Source organism: Acidothermus cellulolyticus 11B (genome assembly GCF_000015025.1).
Taxonomy (GTDB): Bacteria; Actinomycetota; Actinomycetes; order Acidothermales; family Acidothermaceae; genus Acidothermus; species Acidothermus cellulolyticus.
Genome location: NC_008578.1, coordinates 1,258,290 through 1,285,195, shown reverse-complemented (window position 1 = coordinate 1,285,195; position 26,906 = coordinate 1,258,290). Strand labels below are relative to the sequence as shown.

Here is a 26,906-nt window from a genome sequence, read left to right as displayed (position 1 = left end):
GTGTCGCTCGGACGGCGGAAGCAGGCGGCGGGCGGTTGCGCCCGGGCAGCCCAGCCGGGTGGACACCACGGCCGCGAGGCGGACGGCGCGGTTGCGCCGATAGCGCCATGTGCCCGGGTGGACGCCGCGGCCGGGCGGCGGTTTGCGCCGACAGCGTCGGCGTCCGGGTCGCGAGCGCCGGCGGACGGCGTCCGGTGTGGCGTCAAGGCATCCCGGATCAACGCCGACGTTGCCTACGTGCCGATTGGCGGGGAGCTGGGTCATCGTGCGAGGCGCTGGCTTGCAACCGGCGCCTGCGTCCTTGCCCTTTCCCCGCTCCTCGTTCCGACCGCGGCGGACGCCGAATCAGCCGCTCAAGCGCAACGGGAGGCGGCAGCCATTGCCGCTCAGGTGCAGGCGCTGCAGCCGCAGGTGACAGCTGCTTTGGCGGCGTACGAAGCCGCCCTTGACGGAGTGGCCCGCAGCGTCTCAGCGACTGTGGCGGACCGCAGGGTGTATGAGGCTCTCCAGGCGCAAGCGGACCAGGCCGCCGCTACGTACGCCGCCGGGATAGCCGCGCTTTACGAAGCAGGCGGACCGCTCGGCATCTACGCCGCCTTGCTGACCACCGGTGTACCCCCGGATCTGCGGCATCTCCCTTATGTGTCAGGCGTGTTGAGCCGGCAGGCGGCATGGGCCGAGACGACCCGCCAATTTGCGTCCGCGGCCAAGCAGCGGTTGGACGCCGATGAGGCTTCCATCGACACTGAGCTCGACAATGCGGCCACCATTCAGCAGCGCTACCTCGTTCTGCAGGGATTGCTCGATCGTGCGCAGGCCATTCTCGATGCGGCAACCGCCCGGGCCCGCGCGCTTGCCGCGTGGGAGTCCGCCGCGGCGGCTCTTGCCGCCGTCCGGGTCGCCGCGGACCAGGCCGGCGTCGATGCGGCCGCGAATGCCGTTGCTGAACCGATACCGGACGCGTACCGCGCCTGGTATCAGGCCGCTGCCAAGACCTGCCCGGGACTACCGTGGCAGGTGCTTGCGGCGATCGGGCAGGTCGAGAGCCATCACGGCCAAGGCACGATGGTTTCCGCCGCGGGTGCGCTGGGTCCGATGCAATTCCTCCCGGCCACCTTCGCGCGGTATGCCACCGACGGAAACGGCGATGGCAAGGCCGACATCTGGAATCCGGCCGATGCCATCTTCACCGCCGCCCGCTACCTCTGTGCGAACGGCGCCGGACAAGGCGAGGCGGGACTGCAGGCCGCACTGTGGAATTACAACCACGCGGAGTGGTACGTCCAGCTCGTGTTGGCGATTGCCGCGAAAATACGTTGAGCAGGCGGGCCACCTGCGTCACTTCGGACGCGCCGGCTCCGTCACTCCGGGCTTGTGGTCCGTTGAGCGGCGGCGCCGTCGGGATTGCCCGGCGCGGCGGCTCGGCCGAAAAGATTGCCGACACCCTCGAGCGCCTTGCTGATTTCGCTCGGAACGATCCACACCTTGTTCGCATCACCCTGCGCGATTTGCGGCAATACCTGCAGGTACTGGTAGGCCAGGAGATCTGGGTCCACCTTTCCCTCGTGAATCGCGCGGAAGACCGTCCCGATGGCTTGGGCTTGGCCGTTGGCCCGCAGCGCCTGCGCCTCGGCTTCGGCACGGGCCTGCGTGACCGCCGCCTGCGCCTGACCTTCGGCCCGGAGAATCGCGGCCTGCTTCTCCCCTTCCGCGGTTAGGATTTGGGCCTGCTTCTGTCCCTCGGCAAGCAGAATCGCGGCGCGCTTGTCCCGATCCGCACGCATCTGCTTCTCCATCGAATCCTTAATGGACAGCGGCGGATCAATCGATTTCAATTCGACCCGGTTGACGCGGATTCCCCACTTGCCGGTGGCTTCGTCAAGGACGCCGCGGAGCTGGGCGTTGATCTCCTCCCGTGAGGTGAGGGTCTTTTCCAGATCCATGCCGCCGATGACATTCCGCAACGTCGTGACAGTGAGTTGTTCAATCGCCTGAATGTAGTTCGCTATTTCATAGGTTGCGGCTTTTGCGTCCGTAACTTGGAAATACAAGACGGTGTCGATGCCGACGACCAGGTTGTCCTGGGTGATGACAGGCTGCGGCGGGAAAGAGACGACCTGCTCCCGCATGTCGATGAGAGGCCGGATCCGGTCGATGAACGGCACGACGACGTTGAGCCCGGGTGCAAGGGTGCGGTGGTAGCGGCCGAGTCGTTCAACGATTCCGGCGCGGGCCTGCGGCACGATCCGCACCGATCGGCCGAGCACGATGAGGACGAAGATGGCAATAACGATAAGGGCGATGACAGCCGCAGGCATGGTTCACTCCGTTCCAAAAACCAATGCAATTGCACCTTGGATTTTGACCACTTCAACCGTCGTGCCCGGCTCGTAACACTGGCCGTCGACATACGGCCGGGCGCTCCATAATTCCCCGCCAATCTTTATTTGACCGTGGTGGGCGTCGACCCGTTCCACGACCAGACCCCGCTGCCCGACGAGCGCGTCGACACCAGTCCGTAATGCGGGCGGGGTGTACAAGTGCGCTCGGGCGATCGGACGCACCACACCCAGCAGGGCGGCGGCGCTCCCGACGAAGACGAGGAGCTGCGCGACGATGGGCGCGCCGAGAACTGCGGCGACGAGGGTCAGTGCCGCCGCTGCGGCGATGAACCCGAGGATCAGGGTGAGCGTGAGGGCCTCGGCGCCGGCGCAGGCGACAGCAACAATGGTCCAGATCAGCCACATGGGCATGGCTTGATGATACGCGGCCCGGGGTCAGATACTGCGCGCGAAGAATCGGCCGTCGTGTGCCTCCACTACCAGGTCGCGCGCGAACGTGACGGAAAGATTCGCCGCGGTGAGAACCTCGGTCAACGGTCCTCTGGCGACAATGCGGCCGGCGCGCAACAGCAGGCCGTGGGTGATGCCCCGGGGAATTTCCTCGACATGATGCGTGACCAGGACGGTGGCCGGCGCGGTTGGGGACTGCAGCAGGTGGGCCAGCTGTGCCAGCAGGTCCTCTCTGCCGCCGAGGTCGAGGCCGGCCGCCGGCTCGTCGAGGAGGAGCAATTCGGGGTCGCTCATCAACGCCCGGGCAAGCTGCACCCGCTTGCGCTCCCCCTCCGAGAGGCTTCCGTATCGGCGGTCCCGGAGATGACCGACACCGAGACGGGCGAGCACCGCGTGCGCCCGGGCGAAATCCGCCTCGTCGTACTGTTCGCGCCAGCGGCCGATCGTGCCGTAGCTGGCGGTGAGCACGACGTCGCGTACCCGTTCGCCGGCTGGGAGGCGATCGGCGAGTGCGGCACTGGAGAAGCCGATTCGGGGCCGCAGTTCGAAGACGTCGACCGCGCCCATCCGTTCGCCAAGAACCTCGACCTCGCCAGTCGTGGGGTGCCACTGGGTGGAAAGAAGTTTGAGCAGGGTCGTTTTGCCCGCGCCGTTCGGCCCGAGGACGACCCAGTGCTCCCCGCCGCGCACTTCCCAGTCGATGTCGGCGAGCAGGGTCGCTCCGCCCCGGACGACGGACGCGCTGCGCAGCCGGACCACCACGTCGCCGGCGGATTCCGCGACCCGGACGCCGAAGAGCGCCGGATCGTGGGCCGATCCGCGTACCGCATGCCAGACCTCAACCATGTCGGCACGAACCTATCGAGCCGCTTGGTGGCATGGTGGGACGGCTAGCCGCCGAGCCAGAGGGCTGGGGCAGCTCGGGCATTGGTCGTTGGGACTCCCCGGCGGCACCGCCCTCGGCGAGCGGGAGCTGTGCGGAGCACCGGTCACGGCTCGGCGCCGCGGCTCACGTTCCGAACAGCGCCCCCCACACCTGCGGGCCGACGACGCCGGGATCCTCAACATGCAAGTGGTGCGCGCGTTCGAATGCTGTGGTGGCGGCAGCGGACTGCGGTCCGTACCGGCCGTCGACGGCGATGTGGTAACCGTGGGCGACCATCGCCTGCTGGAAGAGCCGGACGTCGTCCCGCACCTGATACACATCGCGGACCGTGAGATAGTGCCCGTTCCATGGCAGCCGCGGAACGGGCGCAGGACCCGCGGGACCGCTGCGAACGGCCGGTCCGGTGTCCTGCGCTGCGGCGCGGACCACCTCCGCCGTCGCGGTGTCCGTTCCCTGCGGAGGGTCGACTCCCTGCGGCGGGTCGAGCGGGGGCCGGTTCGCGCTTCGGCTTGCCCGGTCGTCGACGAGTCCGAGCTTTCGGGAACACGCCGGCCACGGTTGCCAGCCTCGCTGGGCGTAGAGCCGCTGGGCCGCCTCATCCTGTACCGCCGGCGGTGCGTCCGACGGAAGCCCGGAGTATCCCAGGCCGCGCCAGGTCCGGAGGTCGAATTGGTATGCGCCGTAGTAGCCGTTGCCGGTATTGATGTGGTAGTTGCCGCTGGATTCGCACATGCGGAGCGCCGCCCAGACGTCGGAGCCCACCGCTGATGCGGAAGCCGCGCTCGCGAGCTCCCCGGTGAGCATGGCCACTGCGAAGCCGGTAGCCGCCACGGTTCGCCCGGCGACGCTTGGCGGCGCCGGTTTGGCGTGGCGTGGTCCCTTCGGCCGCGCGTGTCGCGGTCCACGGTAGCGATGTGCGCCCATTGCCTCCCACCTCCGTCACTTCGGCTTCGGAGCGTCGGCGCCCTTCCTTGACCTAGCTCCTCGTGACGCTAACGCCGTCACGCCCCGCGCGAGCCAGTGATGGCGAAAGTTGTGGGCGGCTGCGGCAGCGTGCTGTGGACAGCGCAGGTGGGCGGCAGCCGGAGACTGATGCGCCAAACGCTCTGGCGTACGCGGTCAGTGCGCCACGCAGGTGGGCGGCAGCCGGAGCGTTACGCGCCGACTGCGTGCACCCCGCCGTCGACGTGCACGATCTCCCCGGTCGTCTTCGGGAACCAGTCCGAGAGCAACGCAATGACGGCCCGCGCCGGGGCCTCGCCGTCCGAGAGGTCCCAGGACAGCGGCGCACGCTCCGTCCAGATGGCCGCGAGCGATTCAAAACCCGGAATGCCCTTCGCCGCCACCGTGCGAACCGGGCCGGCGGATACCAGATTGACCCGGATTCCCCGTGGGCCGAGGTCGCGCGCCAGGTAGCGGGCGCAGGATTCCAAGGCGGCTTTCGCCACCCCCATCCAGTCGTACAGCGGCCACGCCACGGAAGCGTCGAAATCCAAGCCCACGAGGGAACTTCCCTCGCCCATCAGCGGGGTCGCCGCCGTGGCGAGCGCCTTGAGCGAGTACGCCGACACGTGCAAGGCGGTCGCCACATCCTCCCAGGGCGTCTGGAGGAATTTCCCGCCGAGCGCACCCTCCGGTGCGTAGGCAATCGCGTGCACGACGCCGTCCAGCCGGGTCAGATGCGCACGCACCCGGTCGGGCAACGCGGCGAGATCCTCGGCATTTGTCACGTCCAGCTCGATGACCGGCGCAGGTTTTGGCAATCGGCCGGCGATGCGCTCGGTGAGCCGGAACGCCCGCCCGTAGGAGGAGAGCAGGACCTCAGCGCCCTCCAGTTGGGCCAACCGAGCAACGTGAAACGCGATGGACGCGTCGGTGAGGACGCCGGTGACGAGAAGCTGCTTGCCGTCAAGAATTCCCATTAGTGCCCCATTCCCAATCCGCCGTCGACCGGAATGACCGCTCCGGTGATGTAGCTTGCGGCGTCGCTGGCCAAGAATCGCACCACACCGGCGACCTCCTCCGGCGTGGCGTATCGGCCCAGCGGCACCTGTTTGAGAATCTCCGCACGCCGTTCGTCCCCGAGAACGCGCGTCATTTCCGTGTCGACAAAACCGGGCGCGACGACGTTCGCCGTGATGCCGCGGGACCCGAATTCACGAGCGAGTGAGCGGGCGAAACCAATGAGCCCTGCTTTCGTCGCCGCGTAATTGGCCTGCCCGGCCGAGCCGAGCAAGCCCACCACCGACGAGATGAACAGCAACCGCCCGGAGCGGGCACGGAGCATGCTGCGCACCGCCCGCTTCGCCACCCGGTAGGCGCCGGTCAAATTCGTCTCCAGCACTGTGCGCCAGTCGTCCTCGGTCATCCGCAACAGCAGCGTGTCGCGGGTGATGCCGGCGTTGGCGACGAGCACCTGAACAGGACCGAACTCCGCTTCCACCGCATCGAAGGCCTTCTCGACCTCGTCGCTGTTCGTCACGTCGGCACGGACGGCGAACAGCCCCGCTGGGGGTTCTGAGCTCCGGTAGGTGACGGCGACGTGGTCACCGTCCGCGGCAAACGCCTGGGCGATGGCCAGACCGATGCCGCGAGACCCGCCGGTGACGAGAACGCATCGGGCCACGGCGCTTCGCTCCCTCGGCTCAAGGACGGTTCACCGGCGACAGCCGGCGACCGCAGCGTACCGGACAGCCGTTCCGCGCTCCGACGACCACCGGCGCGGGCCGGCATTGCGCCGAGCGGCCTAACCGCCCTTGGCTGGCCGGCGGGAGGGGGGACCGCCCGCCGGCGGAGTGCAAATCGCGCCAACCGGGTCTGCTGGAGCCTCCCCGGCCGCCCGATGCAAAGGATGTCATCGCATCGGACCGTGGTCTCGCTCCCTGGAGGTCGTCATGACCACCATGACCGCCGACAGCCTCGGCAGTGTCAGCACCACCGTTCTCGCCGACGGCATCGTCGTCCGGCTCGGTGGATCCCTTGACGCGGCCAGCCTCCCCGAACTTCGTGCCGCTCTCCTCACCGAACGTCCCGAGGGGCGTGATGACGTCCTCGTCGATGCGAGCCGGGTCACCGAAGTGCATGAACGCGCGCTTGCGATCCTCGTCGCGGCCGTGTCCTGGGCGGAGCAGACCGGCGGCCGGCTGCAATTCGCCGCAATGTCGCCGGCGCTGGCCGAGACAGCCCGATACTTCGCCGTCCACGATTTGCTGCCACTTCTGCCCGGTCCAGGGGGGCGGGCAGAAAGGGCGGCTCTGACGGTCGCAGGGGACGGTTGCTAGCGGCAGGCAGGCACCCCTCTGCGCCGTCCCCGACCCACTGCCCCGCCGCCCGCGCACCCGGCGGGGCAGTGGCGCGTTTGCGGTCTTTCCGCCCGGTCTTAAGGTGGCGGGGGAACCGCTACCGGGAGGGACGCCGATGCCTGCCGACCATCGCGCCATTGAACCCGCCTTCCTCGCGCTGCCCCTCACGCGATTGGCGGACGCCGCCCTCGATGAGGCGCGTCGCCTCGGCGCGCAGCATGCCGACGTTCGGGTGGAGCGCATTCGCAGCCAACACCTCCGGCTGCGGGACGGCCGGCTGGAAGGCCGGATCGACGACGAGGACATCGGGTTCGCGGTCCGGGTCATTGCCGACGGGACATGGGGTTTCGCCGCCGGTGTCGACATGACCCCGGAGGCGGCCCGCGCGGTCGCCGGACGGGCGGTCGAAATCGCCCGCGCCGCCAAGGCCATCAACCGTGAACCGGTTGAATTGGCGCCGGAGCCGGTCTATCGCGACGCGATATGGATTTCGGCGTACGAGGTCGATCCGTTCAGCGTGCCGGACAACGAGAAAATCGAATTGCTCGCCGAGCGCAGCCGCCGCCTTCTCGCGTCACCGCATGTCGACCATGTGGACGCCGGTGTCGCGCAGGTGCTGGAGAACAAGTTTTACGCGGATACCGCCGGTACGTCGACGATCCAGCAGCGGGTTCGGGTCATGCCGACCCTGACGGCGGTAGCGGTCGACGAAACCACCGGGCGGTTCGAGACGATGGACACGATCGCCTCACCGGCCGGCCGCGGCTGGGAGTACCTCACCGGCACCGGCTTTGACTGGGAGAGCGAACTTGCCCAACTCCCCGAGTGGCTGGCCGAGAAACTGGTTGCGCCGTCCGTCGAACCCGGCCGCTACGACCTGGTCATCGACCCGAGCAATCTCTGGCTCACGATTCACGAGTCGATCGGCCACGCCACGGAGCTCGATCGAGCACTGGGATACGAGGCCGCCTACGCAGGCACCAGTTTCGCCACCTTCGACAAACTCGGTTCGCTGCGGTACGGGTCGCCCATCATGCACGTGACCGGCGACCGGACCGCCGTCCATGGCCTGGCCACCATCGGGTACGACGACGAGGGAGTCGCCGCCCAGCAGTTCGACCTCATCCGCGACGGAATTCTCGTCGGATATCAACTCGACCGGCGGATCGCCCGGCTCAAGGGATTTCCGCGCTCCAACGGGTGTGCGTTCGCCGATTGCGCCGCGCACATGCCGATTCAGCGGATGGCCAACGTCTCCCTGCAGCCGGCGCCGGACGGGCCGTCGACGCAGGAGCTCATCGGGATGGTCGACCGGGGCATTTACATCGTCGGTGACAAGAGCTGGTCCATCGACATGCAACGGTACAATTTCCAGTTCACCGGGCAGCGTTTCTTCGAAATTCGTGGCGGCCGTCTCACCCGGCAAATCCGGGACGTCGCTTACCAGGCGACGACGACCGATTTCTGGGGCGCGATGGAAGCCGTCGGCGGACCGCAGACGTACGTTCTCGGCGGCGCCTTCAACTGCGGGAAAGGTCAACCGGGTCAGATCGCAGCGGTGAGTCACGGTTGTCCCAGCGCGTTGTTCCGCGGCGTCCGGATTCTCAATACCGTCCAGGAAGGAGGCCGGTGACATGGCCGCATTCTCGCCGCAGGACGCCGCCGAGACGATTCTCGAGCGTGCGCGGGGCACCTGCGACGTCGACGGGTGCATTGTGCTGGTCGACGAGGACAGTTCCGCGAATCTGCGCTGGGCGAATAACACGCTGACGACGAACGGCGTCACCCGGCAACGGCGCATTACGGTCATTGCGACGGTGCCGCAGCACGACGGCGCCGGCACCGGTATCGCCGCGGGTGTCGTTTCCCGCAGCGTCACCGCCGACACCGATGTCACCGAATTGGTGGACGCCGCGGTCGGCGCCGCCCGGTCGAGCACTCCAGCCGAGGACGCCGCGCCGCTCGTCGAACCCGGCGACCGGAATTCCCCCGCCTGGTCCGAACCTCCGCATGAGACGTCCGGCGGTGTCTTCACCGACCTGGTTGCCGGGCTCGGCGCGGAGCTGAGCCGGGCGGACAAGGAGGGCCGGCTGCTGTTCGGCTTCGCCGAGCATCAGATGCGCACGACGTACCTGGCGACGTCAACGGGTGTGCGGCTCCGGCACGACCAGCCGACCGGAAAGATCGAGCTGACCGGCCGGTCCACCGACCACCGGCGGTCGGCCTGGGTCGCGGCCGGGACCCGTACCTTCCAGGACGTCGACATTGCCGCTCTGCACGCCGACATCGCGCAGCGGCTCGGCTGGGCTGAGCGGTCGATCGAGCTTCCGCCCGGCCGGTACGAGACGCTGCTCCCCCCGACGGCTGTCGCGGACTTGATGATTTACCTGTACTGGTCGGCCGGTGCGCGGGACGCCCATGACGGTCGTACGGTCTTCAGCAAGCCGGGCGGCGGCACCCGTGTCGGCGACCAGCTCACCGGCGTACCGCTTACCCTGCGGAGCGATCCGTTCGAGCCTGGTCTGGAATGCGAGCCGTTTGTCATCGCGCACACGTCCACCGGGGAGAGCTCGGTTTTCGACAACGGCCTTCCGCTCGGCCCGACCGCATGGATCGACCGTGGCAGGCTCGCGGCGCTGCTGCAGACCCGCTATTCGGCCCGGCTCACCGGGCTGCCGGTGACGCCGGCGATCGACAACCTCATCCTCACGCACGCCGACGGGCAAGCGACGTTGTCGGAAATGATCGCATCGAGCCGGCGCAGTCTGCTCGTCACGTCGCTGTGGTACATCCGCGAGGTCGACCCGCAGACCCTCCTCCTCACCGGGTTGACCCGCGACGGTCTGTATCTGGTCGAGGACGGCGAGGTGGTCGCCGCGGTGAACAATTTCCGGTTCAACGAGAGCCCGGTCGACCTGCTGGCACGCGTGACGGAAGGCGGAGGGACGGTGCCGTGTCTCCCCCGCGAGTGGAACGACTACTTCACCCGTACCGCGATGCCGCCGCTGCGGGTCGCTGACTTCAACATGAGCACGGTCTCGCAGGCGTCCTGACAGACTGGGCGTCCTGACAGACTGGGCGGATCAGGGATCCTCCAGCCGGAAACCGACCTTCAGGGTCACCTGGAAGTGGTCGACCTCACCGTTGATCAGGTTTCCGCGGATCTGCGTGACCTCAAACCAGTCCAGGTGGCGCAGCGTCTGTGCCGCGCGCTTGATGCCGTTGCGAATTGCTTGCTGGACACTTTCTCGCGACGTGCCGACAATCTCGGTGATCCGGTAGGTTCGGTCCGTCATGGTCCCTCCTCGCATCCGCTGATGGGCGTACCAGTCGGTACGGTGAAAAGCGTGACAGGTTGGGGCCGCTCGCATCGCACGCCGGTGCCCCTGGTGACGACGGCGCGTCCGCCGCACTCGGTCGAGTTGTCACATCGATTCCGCCGGTACGTGTTCTCGATGGCCGTGCGGACCGCCGCCGTCGTCCTCGCCATCTTCGTTTTTCACGGCTGGATGCGGTTGGTGGCTATCGTCGCCGGCGTCGCCCTGCCATGGCTCGCCGTTGTGGCGGCGAACGCCGGGCCGTCCCGGGACGAGCAAGAGCCACTGTTCCTCCGGCCGGGCGAGGGTGGGCGTGCCGCCGGATCGGAGGAGGCCCGGCAGATTTCGCCGTCCACCGGCCGGCATGATGACGCTGACCGCGATTCACCGATGAACGCACACCTACCCGAAGCGACAACGAATCGGATGGACAATGACCGCTGAACCTGCCGTCATGACGTCGTGGGCGGCCGAAGTCCGCCGGCTTGCCGATCAGCGGAACGCCGTCATTCTCGCGCACAACTACCAGCTGCCGGAAATTCAAGACGTCGCCGACCACGTCGGCGATTCCCTGGCGTTGTCGCGGGTCGCGGCGGAACACCCGGCCGACGTCATCGTGTTCTGCGGCGTGCATTTCATGGCTGAGACGGCCAAAATTCTCTCCCCTGACAAGACTGTGCTGCTTCCCGAACCGGAGGCGGGTTGCTCCCTAGCGGCGAGCATCACCGCGGACGACGTCCGCGCGTGGAAAGCCACTCATCCGGACGGCGTCGTCGTGGCGTACGTCAATACCAGCGCTGAGGTCAAGGCGGAGTCCGATATCTGCTGTACGTCGTCGAACGCCGCTGACGTCGTCCGCTCCATTCCGGAGGGCGTGCCGATTTTCTTCATTCCCGACCAGTTTCTCGGTGCGCACGTCCGGCGGGTGACCGGCCGTGACATGGACGTGTGGGCCGGCGAATGTCATGTGCACGCCGAGATTTCCCCGGCCGAGCTGCGCCGCCGGATCGCCGACGAACCGGATGCCGACATCCTCATCCACCCTGAGTGCGGCTGTACGACGACTGCCCTCTACCTGGCCGGCGCCGGCGACTTGCCCCGCGAGCGTACCAAGATCCTCTCGACCGGAGGCATGGTCGCGTACGCCGAGCAGACCCAGGCGCGGCGGGTGCTGGTCGCCACCGAGACCGGCATCCTGCACCAGCTTCGCCGACGCGCGCCCGGCACGGATTTTCAGCCCATCACCGACCGGGCCGTCTGCCCGTACATGAAGATGATTACGCCGGAGAAGCTCCTCCGCAGCCTGCGCGACGGCGTCTTCGAGGTGGACGTCGATCCCGAGATCGCCGCTCGGGCGCGGCGCAGCGTCGAACGGATGATCCAGATCGGCTCACCCTCCCGCGGCGGAGAATAAGCCGCTTCACTGGTTATCGCCTCCGGTGATGGAATAACCGGCGACGCTCGGATCCCGCTGCAGACACTGGATCAGTTGGGCGAGGTCGTAGTTCGACGCCGTGTCAACGCGATACCGCACGTTGTTCAGGAGGGTTGCGGCGTAGCTGCTCGTGGTGTCCAGCGGTTCGCGGACGATGCGTGGACCGCCTGGGCAGGCACGCCACACTCGCTCGTGGTCGGCCTGAGTGGCACCGGGCCGGAACTGCACGACGAGCTCCTGGCGGGCCAGGCCGGCGGTCTGCTTACAGGAGGCGAGCATGCACCCGAGGGCAATAACAGCGGCTGCCGCCACGCGGCGTTTCACGATTCCCCTTCGCAACCTGTTTGCGGGTTGGTTCCAGGGTACGGAAGGATGAGAGCCACCCGCGCGCGGGTCGTCGCACCGGCCGCGGCCGCACCGACGACTGCCCGGCGCGCAGGCGACCGGACGCACCGTCTTGGGAGGTGGGATCAGCGTGTCACGACCCATCGAGGACTACGGTCTGATCGGCGACATGCATACCGCTGCGCTGGTCAGCCGCGGTGGTTCGATCGATTGGCTCTGTTTTCCAAGGTTCGACTCCGCCGCCTGCTTCGCGGCGCTGCTCGGTGACGAAGAGAACGGCCATTGGACGATCGCGCCGGCCGCTGGTGGTGACGCCACGCGCCGGCAATACCGCGGCGACACGTTGATCCTGGAACACGAGTGGGTCACACCGGAGGGCACGGTTCGGCTCATCGACTTCATGCCTCCGCGTGACGAGCTTCCGGACGTCGTCCGCATCGTGGAGGGAGTGTCCGGCCGGGTCCCCATGCGGAGCACGCTCCGCATCCGGTTCGACTACGGCCACATCGTCCCGTGGGTGACCCGCCACGACGGCGTCCTCGGCGCGATCGCCGGCCCTGATGCGCTGTGGTTCCGCTCACCTGTGCCGACAAAGGGCGTGGACTTCTCGACGGTCTCAGAATTCACCGTCGTCTCGGGCGACCGGCTGGCGTTCTCGCTCACGTGGAATCCGTCGCACTGGCCGCCGCCGCGCAGTCCCGATCCCACGCGCGCCCTTCGGGACACCGAGAAATACTGGCAGAAATGGATATCCCGCAACGCGTTTGACCGTGAGAGTCCCTATTACGAAGCGGTTGTTCGCTCGCTTATCGTGCTGAAGGCCTTGACCTACCGGCCGACCGGCGGGATCGTCGCTGCGGCGACGACGTCACTGCCGGAACAGATCGGCGGCAGCCGGAACTGGGATTACCGGTACTGCTGGTTGCGCGATGCGACGATGACCCTCCACGCATTGCTCGACGCCGGTTATGAGGAGGAGGCGAAGGCGTGGCGGGAGTGGCTCATTCGCGCAGTAGCCGGTGACCCGAAAGACATGCAGATCATGTACGGCATCGACGGACGACGACGGCTGCTGGAGTACGAGGTGCCGTGGCTCGCCGGGTATGAGAATTCCCGGCCGGTCCGGGTGGGCAACGCCGCCTCCGAACAATTCCAACTCGACGTCTATGGCGAGGTGATGGACGCGCTCGACCTGGCCCGGACGGCGGGATTGGCTCCGGACGAGCAGGCTTGGTCGTTTCAGCGTGTCGTCATGGACTTTCTTGAAGGACACTGGCGGGATCCGGATAACGGCATCTGGGAAATCCGCGGCGACCCTCAGCATTTCACCCACTCGAAGGTGATGGCCTGGGTTGCGGTCGACCGGGTGATCCGCGGGGTGGAACGGTGGGGGTTGACCGGCCCGGTCGACCGTTGGAAAGCACTGCGGGACGAGATTTCCCGCGACGTCCTGGAACACGGTTACAACGCGGAACTCGGTTGCTTCACGCAGGTGTACGGTTCGCGCGAACTCGACGCTGCGTTGCTCCTCATCCCCGCGTACGGATTTCTGCCGGCCAAGGATGAACGGGTGCTCCGGACGATCGAAGCAATCCAGCGGGAGCTCGTCGTGGACGGCCTCGTCCGCCGGTATCGCACCTCGAATGACACCACCGGCATCGACGGGCTGGCCGGCGAGGAAGGAGTCTTCCTCGCGTGCACGTTCTGGCTGGCGGACGCACTGTGCCTTGCCGGCCGGACGGCCGAGGCTCGGGAGATTTACGAACGGCTGCTCTCCCTCCGCAACGACCTCGGCCTGCTGAGCGAGGAATGGGATGTCGCCCGCCGGCGGCAAGTGGGCAACGTGCCACAGGCCTACAGCCACATCGGAATCGTCAATACGGCGTGCAACCTCGCCGGTCAGACCGGCCCGGTTCACAACCGTGCTCAGCAATACACGGTCGGAGCGTGGCGCCGGTTGCGCAGCATACCGCAGGTGCTCAGCCGGGTCGCCGCGAATTTCGGTGAGTGGTAACGGGGTGTTGCACGCTTACCGCAGGCCGGCGATCTCGGAGGCGTCCGGTTCGCCGGATGCCGCGAAGTCCAGGGGCGGCGACGCGGCGAACTGGGTGCGGTACAGCTCGGCATAGAGCCCGTTGCGTGCGAGCAGCTCCTCGTGCGTACCGCGTTCGACGATCCGGCCCTCGTCGATGACCAGAATGAGATCCGCGTCCCGGATGGTGGAGAGCCGGTGAGCGATCACAAGCGACGTCCGTCCCGACAAGGCCGTCTTCAGCGCCCGCTGCACCGCGACTTCCGATTCGGAATCCAGGTGGGCGGTCGCTTCGTCCAACACGACGATGCTCGGTTTCTTCAGCAGTAACCGGGCGATGGCCAGCCGCTGCTTCTCCCCGCCGGAGAGCCGGTAGCCGCGGTCCCCCACCACAGTGTCGAGGCCGTCTTTCAACGACGACACGAGGTCCCAAATCTGCGCCGCCTTGCACGCGTCGATGAGCTCCGCCTCGGTCGCGTGCGGATTCGCGTAGAGCAGATTCGCCCGGATGGTGTCGTGGAACAAGTGGCTGTCCTGCGTCACGACGCCGACGACCCGGCGCAACGAGGCAAGCGTCACGTTCCGGACGTCGATTCCGCCGACCCGGACCGCGCCGCTGGTGACGTCGTACAACCGGGGCACCAGCGATGCGATCGTTGTCTTGCCGGCCCCGGAAGGACCGACCAGGGCGACGAGCTGTCCCGGTTCCGCGCGGAACGACACGTCACGCAGGACGATCTCACCCGGCTTGGCGTCCAGCACGGCCACCGACTCCAGGGAGGCAAGCGAGACCTCGCTCGCGGCGGGATACCGGAACGTCACGTGATCGAACTCGATGGTCCGTGCCTGCTGCGGGTCAAGCTCGACCGCGCCTGGGGCATCCGCGATCGCCAGCGGAAGGTCGAGCACTTCAAAGACCCGCTCAAAGGACACCAATGCCGTCATGATCGACACATTGACGTTGGACAGCGCGGTGAGCGGCCCGTACAGGCGGGTGAGGTACGCACCCAGCGCCACGACAGTCCCGACGTCCAACCGGCCGACGGCAGCCTGCCACCCACCCCAGCCATAGACCAGCGCGGTTCCCAGCGACGCGACGAGCATGAGCGAGGCAAAGAAGACCACGCCGTACATGGCTTGCGTGACGCCGATGTCCCGGACCCGGCCGGCTTTGGCTTGAAAAGTGGCATCCTCCTCCTCCCGGCGGCCGAAGAGCGCGACCAGCAGGGCGCCCGCGACGTTGAACCGCTCGGTCATCATCGTGTTCATCGCCGCGTTCAGGTTGTAGCTCTCGCGGGTGATGGCCTGCAGTTTCCGGCCGAACCAGCGGGCCGGCACCACGAAGATCGGCAGGAGTGCAAGCGCCACCAGGGTGATCTGCCAGGAGAGCGCAAACATCACCCCGAGGGTGAAACCGACGCTGAGCAGGTTGCTCACCACGCTGGAGAGAGTGGACGTGAATGCCTGCTGGGCCCCAAGGACGTCGTTGTTCAGCCTGCTGATCAACGCTCCGGTCTGCGTCCGGGTGAAGAAGGCGATCGGCATCCGCTGGACGTGGCCGAACACCCGTGACCGCATGTCGAAGATCAAGCCTTCGCCGATCCGGGCGGAGAAGTAGCGTTCGACGAGCATGAGCCCGGCGTCCACGACGGCGATCGCGGCAACCGCCAGGGCGAGGACGACGACCAGTCCCGGCCGGTGGCCGAGCGCTCCCTTGTTGATGATTTCGCGGAAGAGCAACGGATTGACCGAGCCCAGCGCGGCGTCAACCCCGAGCAGGGTGACAAGCGTGATCACTAGCCAGCGGTAGGGCTTGGCGAACCGGATGATCCGGCGAATCGTGCCCGGCGCGAGCCGCTTGTTCACCACCGAGCGATCTTGCATGAACGATCGCATGCCATGCCATGCGCCGCCCATTCCGCCGACGCCGCCGAGCATGCTCATACGGGAAACTCCTCCGGTCGCCTTGCCATGTACAGCATGCGCTACCGGCGTTCACATTCCCACCGACGACCCAACGCCGCGGCTTGCCGCAGAAGCCGCGGTTGACCGACGAGGCCGGCCCGATCACGGTAATCTCGCGGAGTCTTCGTCACCGCTCCGCCGCGAGCCGCATCGTCCGCGCCTCGCCGCTGCAGTCGATCAGATCCGTGCTGGCATAGGCAAACCGCTTGTCAACCAGACGCGGCGCTTCCAGACGCAAGACTTCGCCGCGCCCGCCCCCGTTGTTCTCCGTACCCGAACCGATATCGCCCGGACCGGCCGTGCAGACAGGGCCGAACCGGGCGGTCGTCTACACCGGGAACCCCGTCTCGGCTCGGCGTGCTTCGGCGGTTGCACCATCAGCCCGCCGAAGCTGCCGAGCTCAAGACGCTCAGGATTGACGGGACCGGCCGCGAGTTGCGCCGCCGCGTCCCCGCAGCTGAGTCCCGGATTCGGTCAGGATGCGGTGGACGAAGCCGTACGACCTTCCGGTCTGTTCGGCTAGTGCCCGAATGCTCAAACCCTGGTCGTACTTCTTGCGCAGTTCAGCGGCGAGCCGCTCCCGCTCGCTGCCGGTTACCCGGCTTCCCTTCTTGACGGTGTCGGCCACGGTCCTTACCCCTTCTCGGTCGAACGGTCGGTGGTCCTCTTCCGATGATCACCCATAATGCGCGTGTTCGCTACTCCACAAGGTCGGCTTTTTGACCGGGTCGCAGCGACCGCCGCACAGGTGATCATTCCGCGGTGACCACCGTGGAAAACCTCCGGTTGGACGGGACTTCCACGGCCATAGGCACGTCACCACGGCCGTGGTCTTGAGCTCACCCTACGAAATCAGTTGAACGTTTTGGTATCCAGGTCGCCCGGCGTGTCGACGCAAAATGTCCGCCACAGTGCACGGTTTGCGGCGTCGGCTCAGACATTGAACCCCATAGCACGCAATTGCTCGCGGCCTTCGTCGGTGATGCGCTCCGGACCCCACGGCGGCATCCACACCCAGTTGATGCGAAAGTCCTTGACCAGACCGTCGAGCGCGACCCGTGCTTGATCTTCGATGACGTCGGTGAGCGGGCACGCGGCGGACGTGAGCGTCATGTCAATCACCGCGACGTTGTCGTCGTCGACCGTTATGCCGTATACCAGGCCGAGATCCACGACATTGATACCGAGCTCGGGGTCGACGACGTCGTACAGCGCTTCCTTGACGTCCTCCTCCGTCGCGGGCATCGCGGACAACCTCCTATCCCTGGCAATCATCCAGGAATTTCGCTGCTGGCCGAACCTTCGTCCGCCCGGCTCATCGCTTGCAGCGTAGCGTCCTTCCACGCCATCCAGGACAACAGCGCGCACTTCACGCGGGCGGGGTACTTGGCCACGCCGGCAAAGGCGACCGCATCACCGAGGAGCTGCTCGTCGGCCTGCCCGGCGCCCTTGGATTGCATGAGCTCGAGAAAGGCCTGGTGCACCGCCAGCCCGTCCTGCACCTCACTTCCGATCATGAGATCGGCGAGGACGGAGGCGGCCGCCTGGCTGATGGAGCATCCGATGCTCTCGTACGAGACATCCACGATCTTTGGCCCGTCGAGCTTGACCCGCAGGGTCACTTCGTCGCCGCAGGTCGGGTTCACGTGATGGACCTCGACGTCGTACGGCTCGCGCAACCCACGGTGATGCGGATTGCGGTAGTGGTCCAGGATGATCTCCTGGTACATGGCCTCGAGGTCCATCAGGCGAAGAACCTCCGCACCGCGTGCAATCCCGTGACGAGGGCGTCGATCTCCCCCTCGGTGGTGTACAGGTACGAGGATGCGCGGGTCGACGCGGCAACCCCGAAGCGCAGGTGGATCGGCCGGCCGCAGTGGTGGCCGGCGCGGACTGCCACGCCGTGCGCATCCAGCACTTGGGCGACGTCGTGGGGGTGGACGCCGTCCACCACGAACGAGATCGCGCTCCCCCGGTCGACCGCTTCCGTCGGGCCGAGGATGCGCACGCCGGGAAGTTCCGTGAGCCGCCCGAGGGCGTACGCGGTGAGCTCCCGCTCGTGCGCCGCGATCTGGTCCATGCCGATGCTGCGCAGGTAATCGACCGCGGCGCCGAGTCCCACCGCTTGCGCGATCGGCGGTGTGCCGGCCTCGTACTTGTGCGGCACGGCGGCGTACGTGGACTTCTCCATGGTGACCGTCTCGATCATTTCGCCGCCGCCGAGGAACGGCGGCAGCTCCTCGAGCAGGTCGCGGCGTCCCCAGAGCACGCCGATGCCGGTCGGTCCGCACATCTTGTGCCCGGTGAAAGCCAGGAAGTCCGCGCCCAACGCGGCCACATCCACCGGCATGTGCGGGACGGACTGCGACGCATCGACGACCACGAGCGCCCCTACCTGGTGGGCGCGTTCGGCAAGGAGCGGGATCGGGTTCACCGTGCCCAGGACGTTCGAAACGTGGACGACGGCGAGGACCCGGGTGCGCTCGGTGAGCAGGTCGTCCATGCCGTCCAGGTCGAGGCGGCCGTCATCGGTGACGCCGAACCAGCGGAGCCGGGCGCCGGTCCGCTCACAGAGGATCTGCCAGGGCACGATGTTCGAGTGGTGCTCCATCTCGGTGATGACGATCTCGTCACCGGGACCGACCGCCCGCGGCCCCCAGCTCAGCACATTGGCTACCAGGTTGAGCGCCTCCGAGGAGTTCTTGACGAAGACGACCTCTTCCGCTGCACCGGCACCGATGAAGTCCGCGACCTTCATCCGCGCGGTCTCGTACGCCTCGGTCGCCTCTTCGCCCAGGGCGTGGGTCGCGCGGTGGATGTTCGCGTTGTGCCGTTCATAGAAGGCGGTGAGCGTGTCGAGGACGGCGCGCGGCTTCTGCGACGTGTTGGCACTGTCGAGGTAGACCAGCGGCCGTCCATCCCGCACCGTGCGCTCAAGGATCGGAAAATCCTTCCGCACGACGTCGACGTCGAACGCCATCGGGACCTCCTCAGGACCGGCGGCTACGCGGTCGCCCTCACATACCGCTCGTACCCTTCGGCCTCCAGCCGCTCGGCCAGCTCCGGGCCGCCCTCTTCCGCGATTCGCCCGTCGACAACGACGTGCACGTGATCGGGTGGGACGTAGCGGAGAATCCGCGTGTAGTGGGTGATGAGCAGCACACCGTGCTCCTTGTCGGCCCGGAACCGGTTGATGCCCTCGGAGACGACTTTCAACGCGTCGATGTCCAACCCGGAGTCCGTCTCGTCGAGGACGGCGAATTTCGGATTCAGCAGTTCGAGTTGCAGAATTTCGTGACGCCTCTTCTCGCCGCCGGAGAAGCCTTCATTGAGATTCCGGTCGGCGAAACTCGCGTCGATCTGCAGCCTGTTCATCGCTTCCTTCATCTCGGTCACCCACGCCCGGAGTTTCGGCGCCTGGCCGCGAAGCGCGGTGACTGCGGTGCGCAGGAAGTTCGAGACCGACACCCCCGGCACCTCGACGGGGTACTGCATGGCGAGGAAGAGCCCGGCGCGGGCGCGTTCGTCCACTTTCATCGTGGTGATGTCGACGCCGTCCAGCAGGACGGCGCCGCCGGTGATGTGATATTTCGGGTGACCGGCGAGGGCGTACGCCAACGTCGACTTGCCCGAACCGTTCGGGCCCATGATCGCGTGCGTTTCACCGGACCGGACGGTGAGGTCGATGCCGTGCAGAATTTCCCGTTCACCGTCGGATGAGTCGACAGTGACGTGCAAGTCACGTATCTCCAAGGTGCTCATGCCATCTCCTTGACACAGGTACCGGACACAAAGGATCGTGGAACGTCCACCGCAGACCGGGTCATCGGTTGACCGCCGTGAGCTCGGTCAATTCCAGCTCCCGGTCGACATGGGCGAGCAGCCGGGTCACCAACTCCGGGATGCCGATGTCCTCGATGACGTCGGCGAAGAAGCCCCGCACAATGAGCCGGCGCGCCTGATCACGCGGAATACCACGGGCCTGCAGGTAGAAGAGCTGTTCGTCGTCCAACCGTCCGGTCGCACTCGCGTGGCCGGCTCCGATGACCTCGCCGGTGAGGATTTCCAGATTCGGCACCGAGTCGGCTCGGGCGCCGTCGGTGAGCAGAAGGTTGCGGTTGGCCTCGTAGGTGTCCGTACCCACGGCTTGCGGGCGGATGATGACGTCACCGACCCAGACGGTCCGCGCCTTCTCTCCTTGCAGCGCACCGCGGTAATTCACCCGGCTCCGGCAATTCGGCGCCGAATGGTCGACCATGAGCCGTGCGTCGATGTGTTGGCCGGCGTCGGCGAAGAAGACACCGAGCAATTCCGCATCGCCGCCCGGCGCGGCGAACGTGACGAGGGGTGAAATGCGCACGGCCGAACCGCCGAAGCTCACGTTGATGTGCCGCAATCGGGCGTCCCGGCCAATCCGGGCCGAGTGCGCGGCGACGTGAATGGCGTCGTCGTCCCAATCCTGGATGGTGACGAACGTCAGGCTTGACCCGTCGGCGACATCGAGCTCGACGTTTGCTGCGTAGGTGCCGCTCCCCCTGTGGTCAAGGACCACAGTGCCGGCGCTCCCGGGACGGGTCGTGACGAGCAAATGCCCGTAGCTCACCCCGCCCGTGCCTTTGGCGGCGAGAGTGACCGGCTCGGCCGCCGTGTCACCGATGTCGACGACTAAAGCCTCGGTGACCCGCTGCCGGGCCACCGCGGATATCCGGTCGAACGGCGTGTGGACGACGTCGAGCCTCGGATCCGTCATCGGCACCGTCTGGACCGGCGCTGCGTCAGGCCAGCTGACGTCGACGGTTCCCGTCGCCGGCGGGCCCGCAAACAGCGGCCGGAGGCGGGGAAGCGCGGCGAACCGCCAGAGCTCCTGGTGACTGTCCGGCTCCGGAAAGTCCGCCGGGTCAAAGGAGAACGTCCGCTCAAGGTGCCGGCCGCCTTGGAGACCGTGGCTGTGCGGCTGCGGATGGACCGGCGCGTCGTCGACGTCGATCCGTCCGCGTTCGAGCTCGGAGAGCTCGGCGGTTTCTAGCATGTTCGTGCGCTCCGTCATCAGCCGACGGCCCCTTCCATTTGCAGTTCGATGAGCCGGTTGAGCTCCAGGGCATACTCCATGGGCAGCTCCCGGGCGATCGGCTCGACGAAGCCTCGGACGATCATCGCCATTGCTTCGTCCTCGGTGAGCCCTCGGCTCATGAGGTAGAAGAGCTGGTTCTCATTGACCTTTGACACGGTTGCCTCGTGCCCCATCGCGACGTCGTCCTCGCGGACGTCCACGTAGGGGTAGGTGTCGGACCGGCTGATCGTGTCGACGAGCAGGGCGTCGCACTTGACCGTGGACTTCGAGCCGTATGCGCCTTCCATGACCTGCACCAGACCGCGGTAGCTCGTCCGTCCTCCCCCTCGGGCAACGGATTTCGACACGATGGTGGACGACGTGTACGGTGCGGCGTGCACCATCTTCGCGCCGGCGTCCTGATGCTGGCCCTCACCGGCGAACGCCACCGACAGCGTCTCACCTTTCGCGTGCGGACCGACCAGCCACACCGCGGGGTACTTCATCGTGACTTTCGACCCGATATTGCCGTCCACCCACTCCATGGTGGCGCCCTCATGGGCGACCGCACGCTTGGTGACCAGGTTGTACACGTTGTTCGACCAGTTCTGAATCGTCGTGTACCGGCACCGGGCATTCTTCTTCACGATGATTTCGACGACGGCGGCGTGCAGGGAATCGCTCGAATAAATCGGCGCGGTACAGCCCTCGACGTAGTGCACGTACGCCCCTTCATCGACGATGATGAGGGTCCGCTCGAACTGGCCCATGTTCTCGGTGTTGATGCGGAAGTACGCCTGCAGCGGGATGTCGACGTGGACGCCGGGCGGCACATAAATGAACGAGCCGCCGGACCAGACCGCGGTGTTCAACGCGGCGAACTTGTTGTCACCGGCGGGGATCACCGAGCCGAAATACTCTTTGAAGAGGTCCTCGTGTTCACGGAGTCCGGTGTCTGTGTCGAGGAAAATGACGCCCTGACGGGCCAGATCCTCGCGAATCTTGTGGTAGACGACCTCCGATTCGTACTGCGCGGCGACACCGGCGATGAGGCGCTGCTTCTCCGCTTCGGGAATGCCGAGGCGGTCGTAGGTGCGGCGGATGTCCTCCGGCAGCTCGTCCCAACTGTTCGCCTGCTTCTCACTGGCGCGCACGTAGTACTTGATGGTGTTGAAATCGATGCCCGACAGGTCGGCGCCCCACGTGGGCAGCGGCTTCTTCTCAAAAATGCGCAACGCCTTCAGACGTCGCTCGAGCATCCACGCCGGTTCCCCCTTCTTCGCCGAAATGTCGCGGACCACCTCTTCGGAGAGCCCGCGGCGGGCGGAGGCGCCGGCGATGTCCGGATCCGCCCATCCGAACTTGTACCGGCCGAGCTGGTCCAATTCGGGACGCTGCAACGTCGTCATGATGTGACCTTCCTCCTACGCCTTCTCGTACGGTCTCGTGGCCTGCGTGGACGTCGGTTGCCGTCGTCCACGCCGGCGTGTCCGGCGGGGACGCTGCGTCAACACCGGAAGGTGACGGCTGTCACCATCGGGCTGCACGGCGGCCGGAATGTGGGTGGTGCAGACGCCGTCACCGTGGGCGATGGTCGCCAGCCGCTGGACGTGGATGTCCAGCAATCGCGCGAACGCCTGCGTCTCAGCCTCGCACAGCTGCGGGAATTCCGCGGCGACATGGGCGATCGGGCAGTGGTGCTGGCAAATCTGCGTGCCGGTCGGCACCGTTTCGACGGAGGCTGCGTATCCGTCGGCGGTAAGGGCCTCGGCGAGGGCGGCTGGGCGCTCTCGCCGGTCGAGTTGAGCGAGGACGGTTGCGTAACGGCCCTCGAGCTCGGCGGCATGCCGGTACGCGAATTCCCGAACGCCCGGTTCGCCGACGAGCTGGGCGACGTAACGCAGCGCGGCCGCGGCGAGGGAGTCGTAGGCGTGCGGGAATGCGGAACGGCCGAGATCGGTCAGTGCGAAGAGCTTCGCCGGGCGGCCGCGATGGCGCACGCGACCCTTCGGTTCGGGAACTTCGCAGACCTTTCCGGCCGCGATCAGTGCCTCGAGGTGGCGCCGGACGGCGGCCGGTGTGAGGCCGAACCGCATGCTCAACGCCGCCGCAGTCTGCGGTCCGTGCTCGTGCAAGGCGCGCGCGACGCGATCGCGGGTGCGGACGTCGTCCGACCCCAGCAGGGTGACCGCGGATTTCACAACCGCAATGTTACCTATTTCAGCCTGTCGGCCGGGTGCCGGCACCCCGGCCCGCACCGGACCACGTGGCGGCCGCGCGAGCCGCTTCCCATCCACACTCGCGAGCGGCGGCACGATCGGCGGCCCGTAGCATCAAGGCGTGCCCGCGGCAACGATACGTGCCCGCCTCCGGTCGTGGCGGGCAACACCTCAGGTGGTGCGCCGGTGCACCGCAGCGGCGCTGGTCGCGAACGTCGCGATTGTGGGCACCGGCGGTCTGGTCCGACTCACCGGCTCCGGCCTGGGGTGCCCATCATGGCCGGACTGCGCGCCGTCGTCGTTGGTCCCGACGCCTGAGCTCTCGTGGCACAAGTACGTCGAATTCGGGAACCGGCTGTTCACCTACGTCGTCTTGGCAGCCGCGGTCGCAGCACTCGTCGCCGTTTACCGGGCCGCACCGGAGCGCCGTGACCTGCGACCGTGGGCGTGGGCCACGCTCCTCGGCATTCCGGCGCAGGCCGTGCTTGGCGGTATCACCGTTCTGACCGACCTCAACCCGTGGGCGGTTGCGGCGCATTTCTTGCTCTCGATGGGCGTTGTCGCCACCGCGACGGTGGCCTGGTTTCGATCGCTTCCACCGGCAGCCACCGGTGCGCCGCCGGTAGCTCTCCGGCGGGCCGGGCAGGCCCTCCTTGCCCTGACCTTCGCGGTCTGCGCAGCCGGCACCACCGTGACGGGTGCCGGTCCGCATGCGGGCGATCCTCGGGCCGCCCGGATACCGGCGCGACCTGCCTCGCTGGCGCAGCTCCACGCGGATCTCGCCATGCTCCTCGTCGGCCTCGCGGTGGGTCTGGCGGTCACCGCAACCGTCATGGACGTCGGACGACGAACGATCCGCGCGACGCGCTGGATGGTCGTCCTCCTTGCGGTCCAAGCGGTCATCGGCTGGACCCAGTACTTCCTCGGCTTGCCTGCGGGGTTGGTCGAAATTCACATGCTGGGCGCTGCGTCTCTTGTCGTCGGGGCCACCTGCGTCAGCGCGTCCCTGTCCCGGCCCGGCCGTCGGATCGACGTCGCACGGAACCCCGACGGCACGCGGGACTACGTACCGGACAACATGCCGAGCGACGTACCGGGCGACGTCGCGAACGACCTGCCGGAGATCGGCGGGCCGAAGCCCGTTCCCGCCCAGGTAACCGCTCTCACACCCGCCGGGAGCGACAAAACACCTCAAAAGCCACCGGCCGCTAACCCGGCTGTCACGTCTCGGTAACGGATCGATACCGAACCAAAACGACGGGCCGAATCCCCTTCCGCTGATCACCGCTTCCGGCATATGTTGTCCGACGCAACAACTGGGCCGTCCTGCGGAGCGAACGCTCCGCGCCCAGCGTGGAGCAAGAGGGGATCTCTATGTACAAAAACGCTGTTCGCATCGCTGCTCTCACGGCTATCGCCGGTCTTGGCATTGCCGCGTGCAGCAGCAGCAAGAGCACAAGTGGTACGACCAGCCCAAGCGCTGCCGGGAGCAGCTCCCAGTCCGCTGCTGCGTCGTCGTCGGCCGGCGGCGGCGGCGGTGGCGGCGCTCAGGTCGGCGTCATCCTGCCCGACACGCAGTCGTCCACCCGGTGGGAGAGCCAGGACCGCCCGAACCTGCAGAAGGCGTTCCAGGCCGCAGGTATCAAGGCGGACATCCAGAACGCTCTCGGCGACAAGAACAAGTTCGCACAGATCGCTGACAGCATGATCCAGGAAGGCGTGAAGGTCCTCATCATCGTCGACCTGGACAGCCCGTCCGGTGCGGCCGTCGAGGCCAAGGCGGCACAGGCCGGTATCAAGACCATCGACTACGACCGGCTCACCCTCGGCGGAAGCGCCTCGTACTACGTCTCATTCGACAACGTCCAGGTCGGCAAGCTGATGGGCCAAGGACTGGTGGATTGCCTGAAGGACAAGGCGGCTTCGGCTACCACCAGCAACCCCGTCCGCATCATCGAGATCAACGGTTCGCCGACGGACAACAACGCGACCCTCTTCAAGCAGGGCTATGACTCGGTCCTCGACCCGCTGTACGCCACCGGCAAGTGGAAGAAGGTCGGCGACCAGTCCGTGCCGAACTGGGACAACGCGCAGGCCGGCACGATCTTCCAGCAGTTGCTCACCGCCGCCGGCGGCAAGGTGGACGGCGTGCTGGTCGCCAACGACGGCATGGCGCAGTCGGTCATCACCGTGGAGAAGTCGCAGGGCCTCAAGGCGCCGGTCACCGGGCAGGACGCCACGGTTCCGGGTCTGCAGAGCGTTCTCCGTGGGGACCAGTGCGGCACCGTCTTCAAGAACACATCTCTCGAGGCGAGCGCAGCGGCCCAGCTTGCGATCGACCTGATCCAGGGCAAGGACCCCGGTTCGCTCATCAACGGCAAGGTCCACGACCCGCAGGGCAACCGTGACGTGCCGTCTGCCTTGCAGACGCCGGAATGGATCACCGCGGACAAGGTCGAGGACGTCGTCAAGGCCGGTCAGGCCTCGGCTGCGGACATCTGCAAGGGTGACGTCGCATCGCTCTGCCAGAAGTACGGCGTGAGCTGACGTCACAACGCAGTGGCGGCACGGCCCAGGCGGGCCGTGCCGCCACATGGCGACCGAGCCGGGTGATGCGCTGCACGGACGCGGCGTCGGATCTATCGTCGTGGCAAGGAAGCGCGAGCCCACCTGACGCTCGGTTCGTCGCGGACCCCCAACGACCGGCGTTGCATCGGTAGGCGATCCGAAAGAAGGCAGACGTGAGCGAATCCCCCATCCTCGCCCTTCGGGGCATCAATAAGAGTTTCGGCGCGGTCCACGTGCTCCGCGACGTGGACTTCAATGTCTATCCCGGCGAGGTCATGGCGCTCGTCGGCGACAACGGCGCAGGAAAGAGCACTCTGATTAAGTGTATTGCCGGTATCTATCCGGTCGACAGCGGCGAGTTTTACTTTGCCGGTAAGCAGATTCATATTCATGGCCCGCGGGATGCCGCCGCGTACGGCATCGAATTCGTGTACCAGGACCTCGCCCTCTGCGACAACCTCGACATCGTGCAGAACATGTTCCTTGGCCGGGAGCTTCGGACCCGACCATTGCATGCCCTTGACGAAGGAACCATGGAGCGCCGGGCCCGGGAAACCCTCGCGAGCCTCTCGGTGCGCACCATCCAATCCGTCCGCCAGGTCGTCTCGAGCCTCTCCGGCGGCCAGCGCCAGACCGTCGCGATCGCCAAGGCGGTCCTGTGGGAAAACAAAGTCATCGTGCTCGACGAACCGACCGCCGCGCTCGGCGTCGCGCAGACCAAACAGGTCCTCGATTTGGTGCGGCGGCTTGCCGACTCCGGGCACGGCGTCGTCCTCATCTCGCACAACATGAACGACGTGATGCAGGTGGCGGACCGGATCACGGCGATGTACCTCGGCCGGGTCGCCGCCGAGGTGTCCGCCTCCGACGTCACGCACGCACAAGTCGTCGAGCTCATTACCGCCGGGCGCAGCGGAAACCTTGGCCTCCAGCCGGCCGAAGCTGCGCAGAGCGCTTGATTCCTCCGTCGAATTCCTGAAATTCCCGCGTTAACA

27 protein-coding genes are annotated in these 26,906 nt (G+C 66.9%); 10 read left to right on the top strand and 17 right to left on the bottom strand.

Annotated elements, in window-relative coordinates; translation table 11 throughout:
- Window positions 1–1,320, top strand: a complete 1,320-nt coding sequence (locus ACEL_RS11495) for a lytic transglycosylase domain-containing protein (RefSeq protein ID WP_238378011.1) — start codon at window positions 1–3, stop codon at window positions 1,318–1,320.
- A 41-nt stretch (window positions 1,321–1,361) separates the two neighbouring features.
- Here the strand turns inward: ACEL_RS11495 and ACEL_RS05940 are convergent, their stop codons facing one another.
- The 6 genes from ACEL_RS05940 to fabG all read right to left on the bottom strand — a co-directional run bounded on the left by ACEL_RS05940 (window position 1,362) and on the right by fabG (window position 6,304).
- Window positions 1,362–2,318: an SPFH domain-containing protein gene (locus ACEL_RS05940; RefSeq protein ID WP_011719991.1), complete on the bottom strand. Its 957-nt coding sequence runs from the start codon at window positions 2,316–2,318 to the stop codon at window positions 1,362–1,364.
- 3 nt (window positions 2,319–2,321) lie between these two features.
- Entirely contained in the window at window positions 2,322–2,753 is a 432-nt protein-coding gene (locus tag ACEL_RS05935; protein WP_011719990.1) for an NfeD family protein, read from the bottom strand.
- A gap of 24 nt (window positions 2,754–2,777) precedes the next feature.
- Window positions 2,778–3,638 carry an ABC transporter ATP-binding protein gene (locus tag ACEL_RS05930; RefSeq protein ID WP_011719989.1) on the bottom strand — a complete coding sequence of 287 codons (861 nt, stop codon included), beginning with the start codon at window positions 3,636–3,638 and terminating at the stop codon, window positions 2,778–2,780.
- Window positions 3,639–3,801: 163 nt separating this feature from the next.
- Window positions 3,802–4,509, bottom strand: coding sequence for a transglycosylase family protein (locus tag ACEL_RS05925; RefSeq protein ID WP_049751417.1), 708 nt, complete (start codon window positions 4,507–4,509; stop codon window positions 3,802–3,804).
- 323 nt (window positions 4,510–4,832) lie between these two features.
- Entirely contained in the window at window positions 4,833–5,600 is a 768-nt protein-coding gene (gene fabI / locus ACEL_RS05920; protein ID WP_011719987.1) for an enoyl-ACP reductase FabI, read from the bottom strand.
- A complete protein-coding gene (gene fabG / locus ACEL_RS05915) occupies window positions 5,600–6,304 on the bottom strand; it encodes a 3-oxoacyl-[acyl-carrier-protein] reductase (protein WP_011719986.1) in 705 nt (234 codons plus the stop codon). Before fabG ends, fabI begins: the two co-directional genes overlap by 1 nt.
- Window positions 6,305–6,572: 268 nt before the next feature.
- Here fabG and ACEL_RS05910 point away from each other — a divergent pair, with 268 nt between their 5' ends.
- From ACEL_RS05910 to ACEL_RS05900, 3 genes are all read left to right on the top strand, one after another.
- Window positions 6,573–6,959 carry an STAS domain-containing protein gene (locus tag ACEL_RS05910; protein WP_011719985.1) on the top strand — a complete coding sequence of 129 codons (387 nt, stop codon included), beginning with the start codon at window positions 6,573–6,575 and terminating at the stop codon, window positions 6,957–6,959.
- Window positions 6,960–7,095: 136 nt separating this feature from the next.
- A complete protein-coding gene (locus tag ACEL_RS05905; RefSeq protein ID WP_011719984.1) occupies window positions 7,096–8,613 on the top strand; it encodes a TldD/PmbA family protein in 1,518 nt (505 codons plus the stop codon).
- A 1-nt stretch (window position 8,614) separates the two neighbouring features.
- The gene (locus ACEL_RS05900) at window positions 8,615–10,033 is read left to right on the top strand and encodes a metallopeptidase TldD-related protein (protein ID WP_011719983.1); all 1,419 of its coding nucleotides are present in this window, start codon (window positions 8,615–8,617) and stop codon (window positions 10,031–10,033) included.
- Window positions 10,034–10,063: 30 nt separating this feature from the next.
- On the opposite strand, the gene ACEL_RS05895 is transcribed toward ACEL_RS05900, so the two are convergent.
- Window positions 10,064–10,276: a dodecin gene (locus ACEL_RS05895; protein WP_011719982.1), complete on the bottom strand. Its 213-nt coding sequence runs from the start codon at window positions 10,274–10,276 to the stop codon at window positions 10,064–10,066.
- A gap of 93 nt (window positions 10,277–10,369) precedes the next feature.
- Between ACEL_RS05895 and ACEL_RS11490 the strand changes: the two genes are divergently transcribed.
- Together ACEL_RS11490 and nadA are read left to right on the top strand one after the other, a co-directional pair.
- Complete coding sequence (locus ACEL_RS11490) at window positions 10,370–10,741, top strand: DUF3099 domain-containing protein (protein ID WP_049751416.1); 372 nt, start codon at window positions 10,370–10,372, stop codon at window positions 10,739–10,741.
- Window positions 10,731–11,711: a quinolinate synthase NadA gene (gene nadA, locus ACEL_RS05885; RefSeq protein ID WP_011719980.1), complete on the top strand. Its 981-nt coding sequence runs from the start codon at window positions 10,731–10,733 to the stop codon at window positions 11,709–11,711. The genes ACEL_RS11490 and nadA overlap by 11 nt, the downstream gene beginning before the upstream one ends.
- A gap of 6 nt (window positions 11,712–11,717) precedes the next feature.
- On the opposite strand, the gene ACEL_RS05880 is transcribed toward nadA, so the two are convergent.
- Entirely contained in the window at window positions 11,718–12,056 is a 339-nt protein-coding gene (locus tag ACEL_RS05880) for a hypothetical protein (RefSeq protein WP_011719979.1), read from the bottom strand.
- Window positions 12,057–12,207: 151 nt separating this feature from the next.
- Here ACEL_RS05880 and ACEL_RS05875 point away from each other — a divergent pair, with 151 nt between their 5' ends.
- On the top strand, window positions 12,208–14,091 hold the full coding sequence (locus ACEL_RS05875) for a glycoside hydrolase family 15 protein (RefSeq protein WP_011719978.1): 1,884 nt from the start codon (window positions 12,208–12,210) through the stop codon (window positions 14,089–14,091).
- A gap of 15 nt (window positions 14,092–14,106) precedes the next feature.
- Here ACEL_RS05875 and ACEL_RS05870 read toward each other — a convergent pair whose 3' ends face one another.
- From ACEL_RS05870 to ACEL_RS05830, 9 genes are all read right to left on the bottom strand, one after another.
- Window positions 14,107–16,053 (bottom strand): ABC transporter ATP-binding protein, encoded by a 1,947-nt coding sequence (locus tag ACEL_RS05870; protein ID WP_011719977.1) that lies wholly within the window; start codon window positions 16,051–16,053, stop codon window positions 14,107–14,109.
- A 430-nt stretch (window positions 16,054–16,483) separates the two neighbouring features.
- Window positions 16,484–16,702: a helix-turn-helix domain-containing protein gene (locus ACEL_RS05865; protein WP_011719976.1), complete on the bottom strand. Its 219-nt coding sequence runs from the start codon at window positions 16,700–16,702 to the stop codon at window positions 16,484–16,486.
- A gap of 305 nt (window positions 16,703–17,007) precedes the next feature.
- A complete protein-coding gene (locus ACEL_RS05860; protein ID WP_011719975.1) occupies window positions 17,008–17,319 on the bottom strand; it encodes a metal-sulfur cluster assembly factor in 312 nt (103 codons plus the stop codon).
- 26 nt (window positions 17,320–17,345) lie between these two features.
- Window positions 17,346–17,819 carry a Fe-S cluster assembly sulfur transfer protein SufU gene (sufU, locus tag ACEL_RS05855; RefSeq protein ID WP_011719974.1) on the bottom strand — a complete coding sequence of 158 codons (474 nt, stop codon included), beginning with the start codon at window positions 17,817–17,819 and terminating at the stop codon, window positions 17,346–17,348.
- Window positions 17,819–19,054: a cysteine desulfurase gene (locus ACEL_RS05850; protein WP_011719973.1), complete on the bottom strand. Its 1,236-nt coding sequence runs from the start codon at window positions 19,052–19,054 to the stop codon at window positions 17,819–17,821. The genes sufU and ACEL_RS05850 overlap by 1 nt, the downstream gene beginning before the upstream one ends.
- A 23-nt stretch (window positions 19,055–19,077) precedes the next feature.
- Complete coding sequence (sufC, locus tag ACEL_RS05845) at window positions 19,078–19,836, bottom strand: Fe-S cluster assembly ATPase SufC (protein WP_011719972.1); 759 nt, start codon at window positions 19,834–19,836, stop codon at window positions 19,078–19,080.
- Window positions 19,837–19,897: 61 nt separating this feature from the next.
- Window positions 19,898–21,103, bottom strand: coding sequence for a Fe-S cluster assembly protein SufD (gene sufD, locus ACEL_RS05840; protein WP_148204665.1), 1,206 nt, complete (start codon window positions 21,101–21,103; stop codon window positions 19,898–19,900).
- A 17-nt stretch (window positions 21,104–21,120) separates the two neighbouring features.
- Window positions 21,121–22,533, bottom strand: a complete 1,413-nt coding sequence (gene sufB / locus ACEL_RS05835) for a Fe-S cluster assembly protein SufB (protein ID WP_011719970.1) — start codon at window positions 22,531–22,533, stop codon at window positions 21,121–21,123.
- 15 nt (window positions 22,534–22,548) lie between these two features.
- Window positions 22,549–23,325 carry a helix-turn-helix transcriptional regulator gene (locus ACEL_RS05830; protein WP_193138721.1) on the bottom strand — a complete coding sequence of 259 codons (777 nt, stop codon included), beginning with the start codon at window positions 23,323–23,325 and terminating at the stop codon, window positions 22,549–22,551.
- A 139-nt stretch (window positions 23,326–23,464) separates the two neighbouring features.
- On the opposite strand from ACEL_RS05830, the gene ACEL_RS05825 reads away from it, so the two are divergent.
- From ACEL_RS05825 to ACEL_RS05815, 3 genes are all read left to right on the top strand, one after another.
- Window positions 23,465–24,577: a COX15/CtaA family protein gene (locus tag ACEL_RS05825; RefSeq protein WP_011719968.1), complete on the top strand. Its 1,113-nt coding sequence runs from the start codon at window positions 23,465–23,467 to the stop codon at window positions 24,575–24,577.
- A 140-nt stretch (window positions 24,578–24,717) separates the two neighbouring features.
- A complete protein-coding gene (locus tag ACEL_RS05820; RefSeq protein ID WP_011719967.1) occupies window positions 24,718–25,890 on the top strand; it encodes a sugar ABC transporter substrate-binding protein in 1,173 nt (390 codons plus the stop codon).
- A 194-nt stretch (window positions 25,891–26,084) separates the two neighbouring features.
- Window positions 26,085–26,870: an ATP-binding cassette domain-containing protein gene (locus ACEL_RS05815; RefSeq protein ID WP_011719966.1), complete on the top strand. Its 786-nt coding sequence runs from the start codon at window positions 26,085–26,087 to the stop codon at window positions 26,868–26,870.
- Window positions 26,871–26,906: the final 36 nt, after the last annotated feature.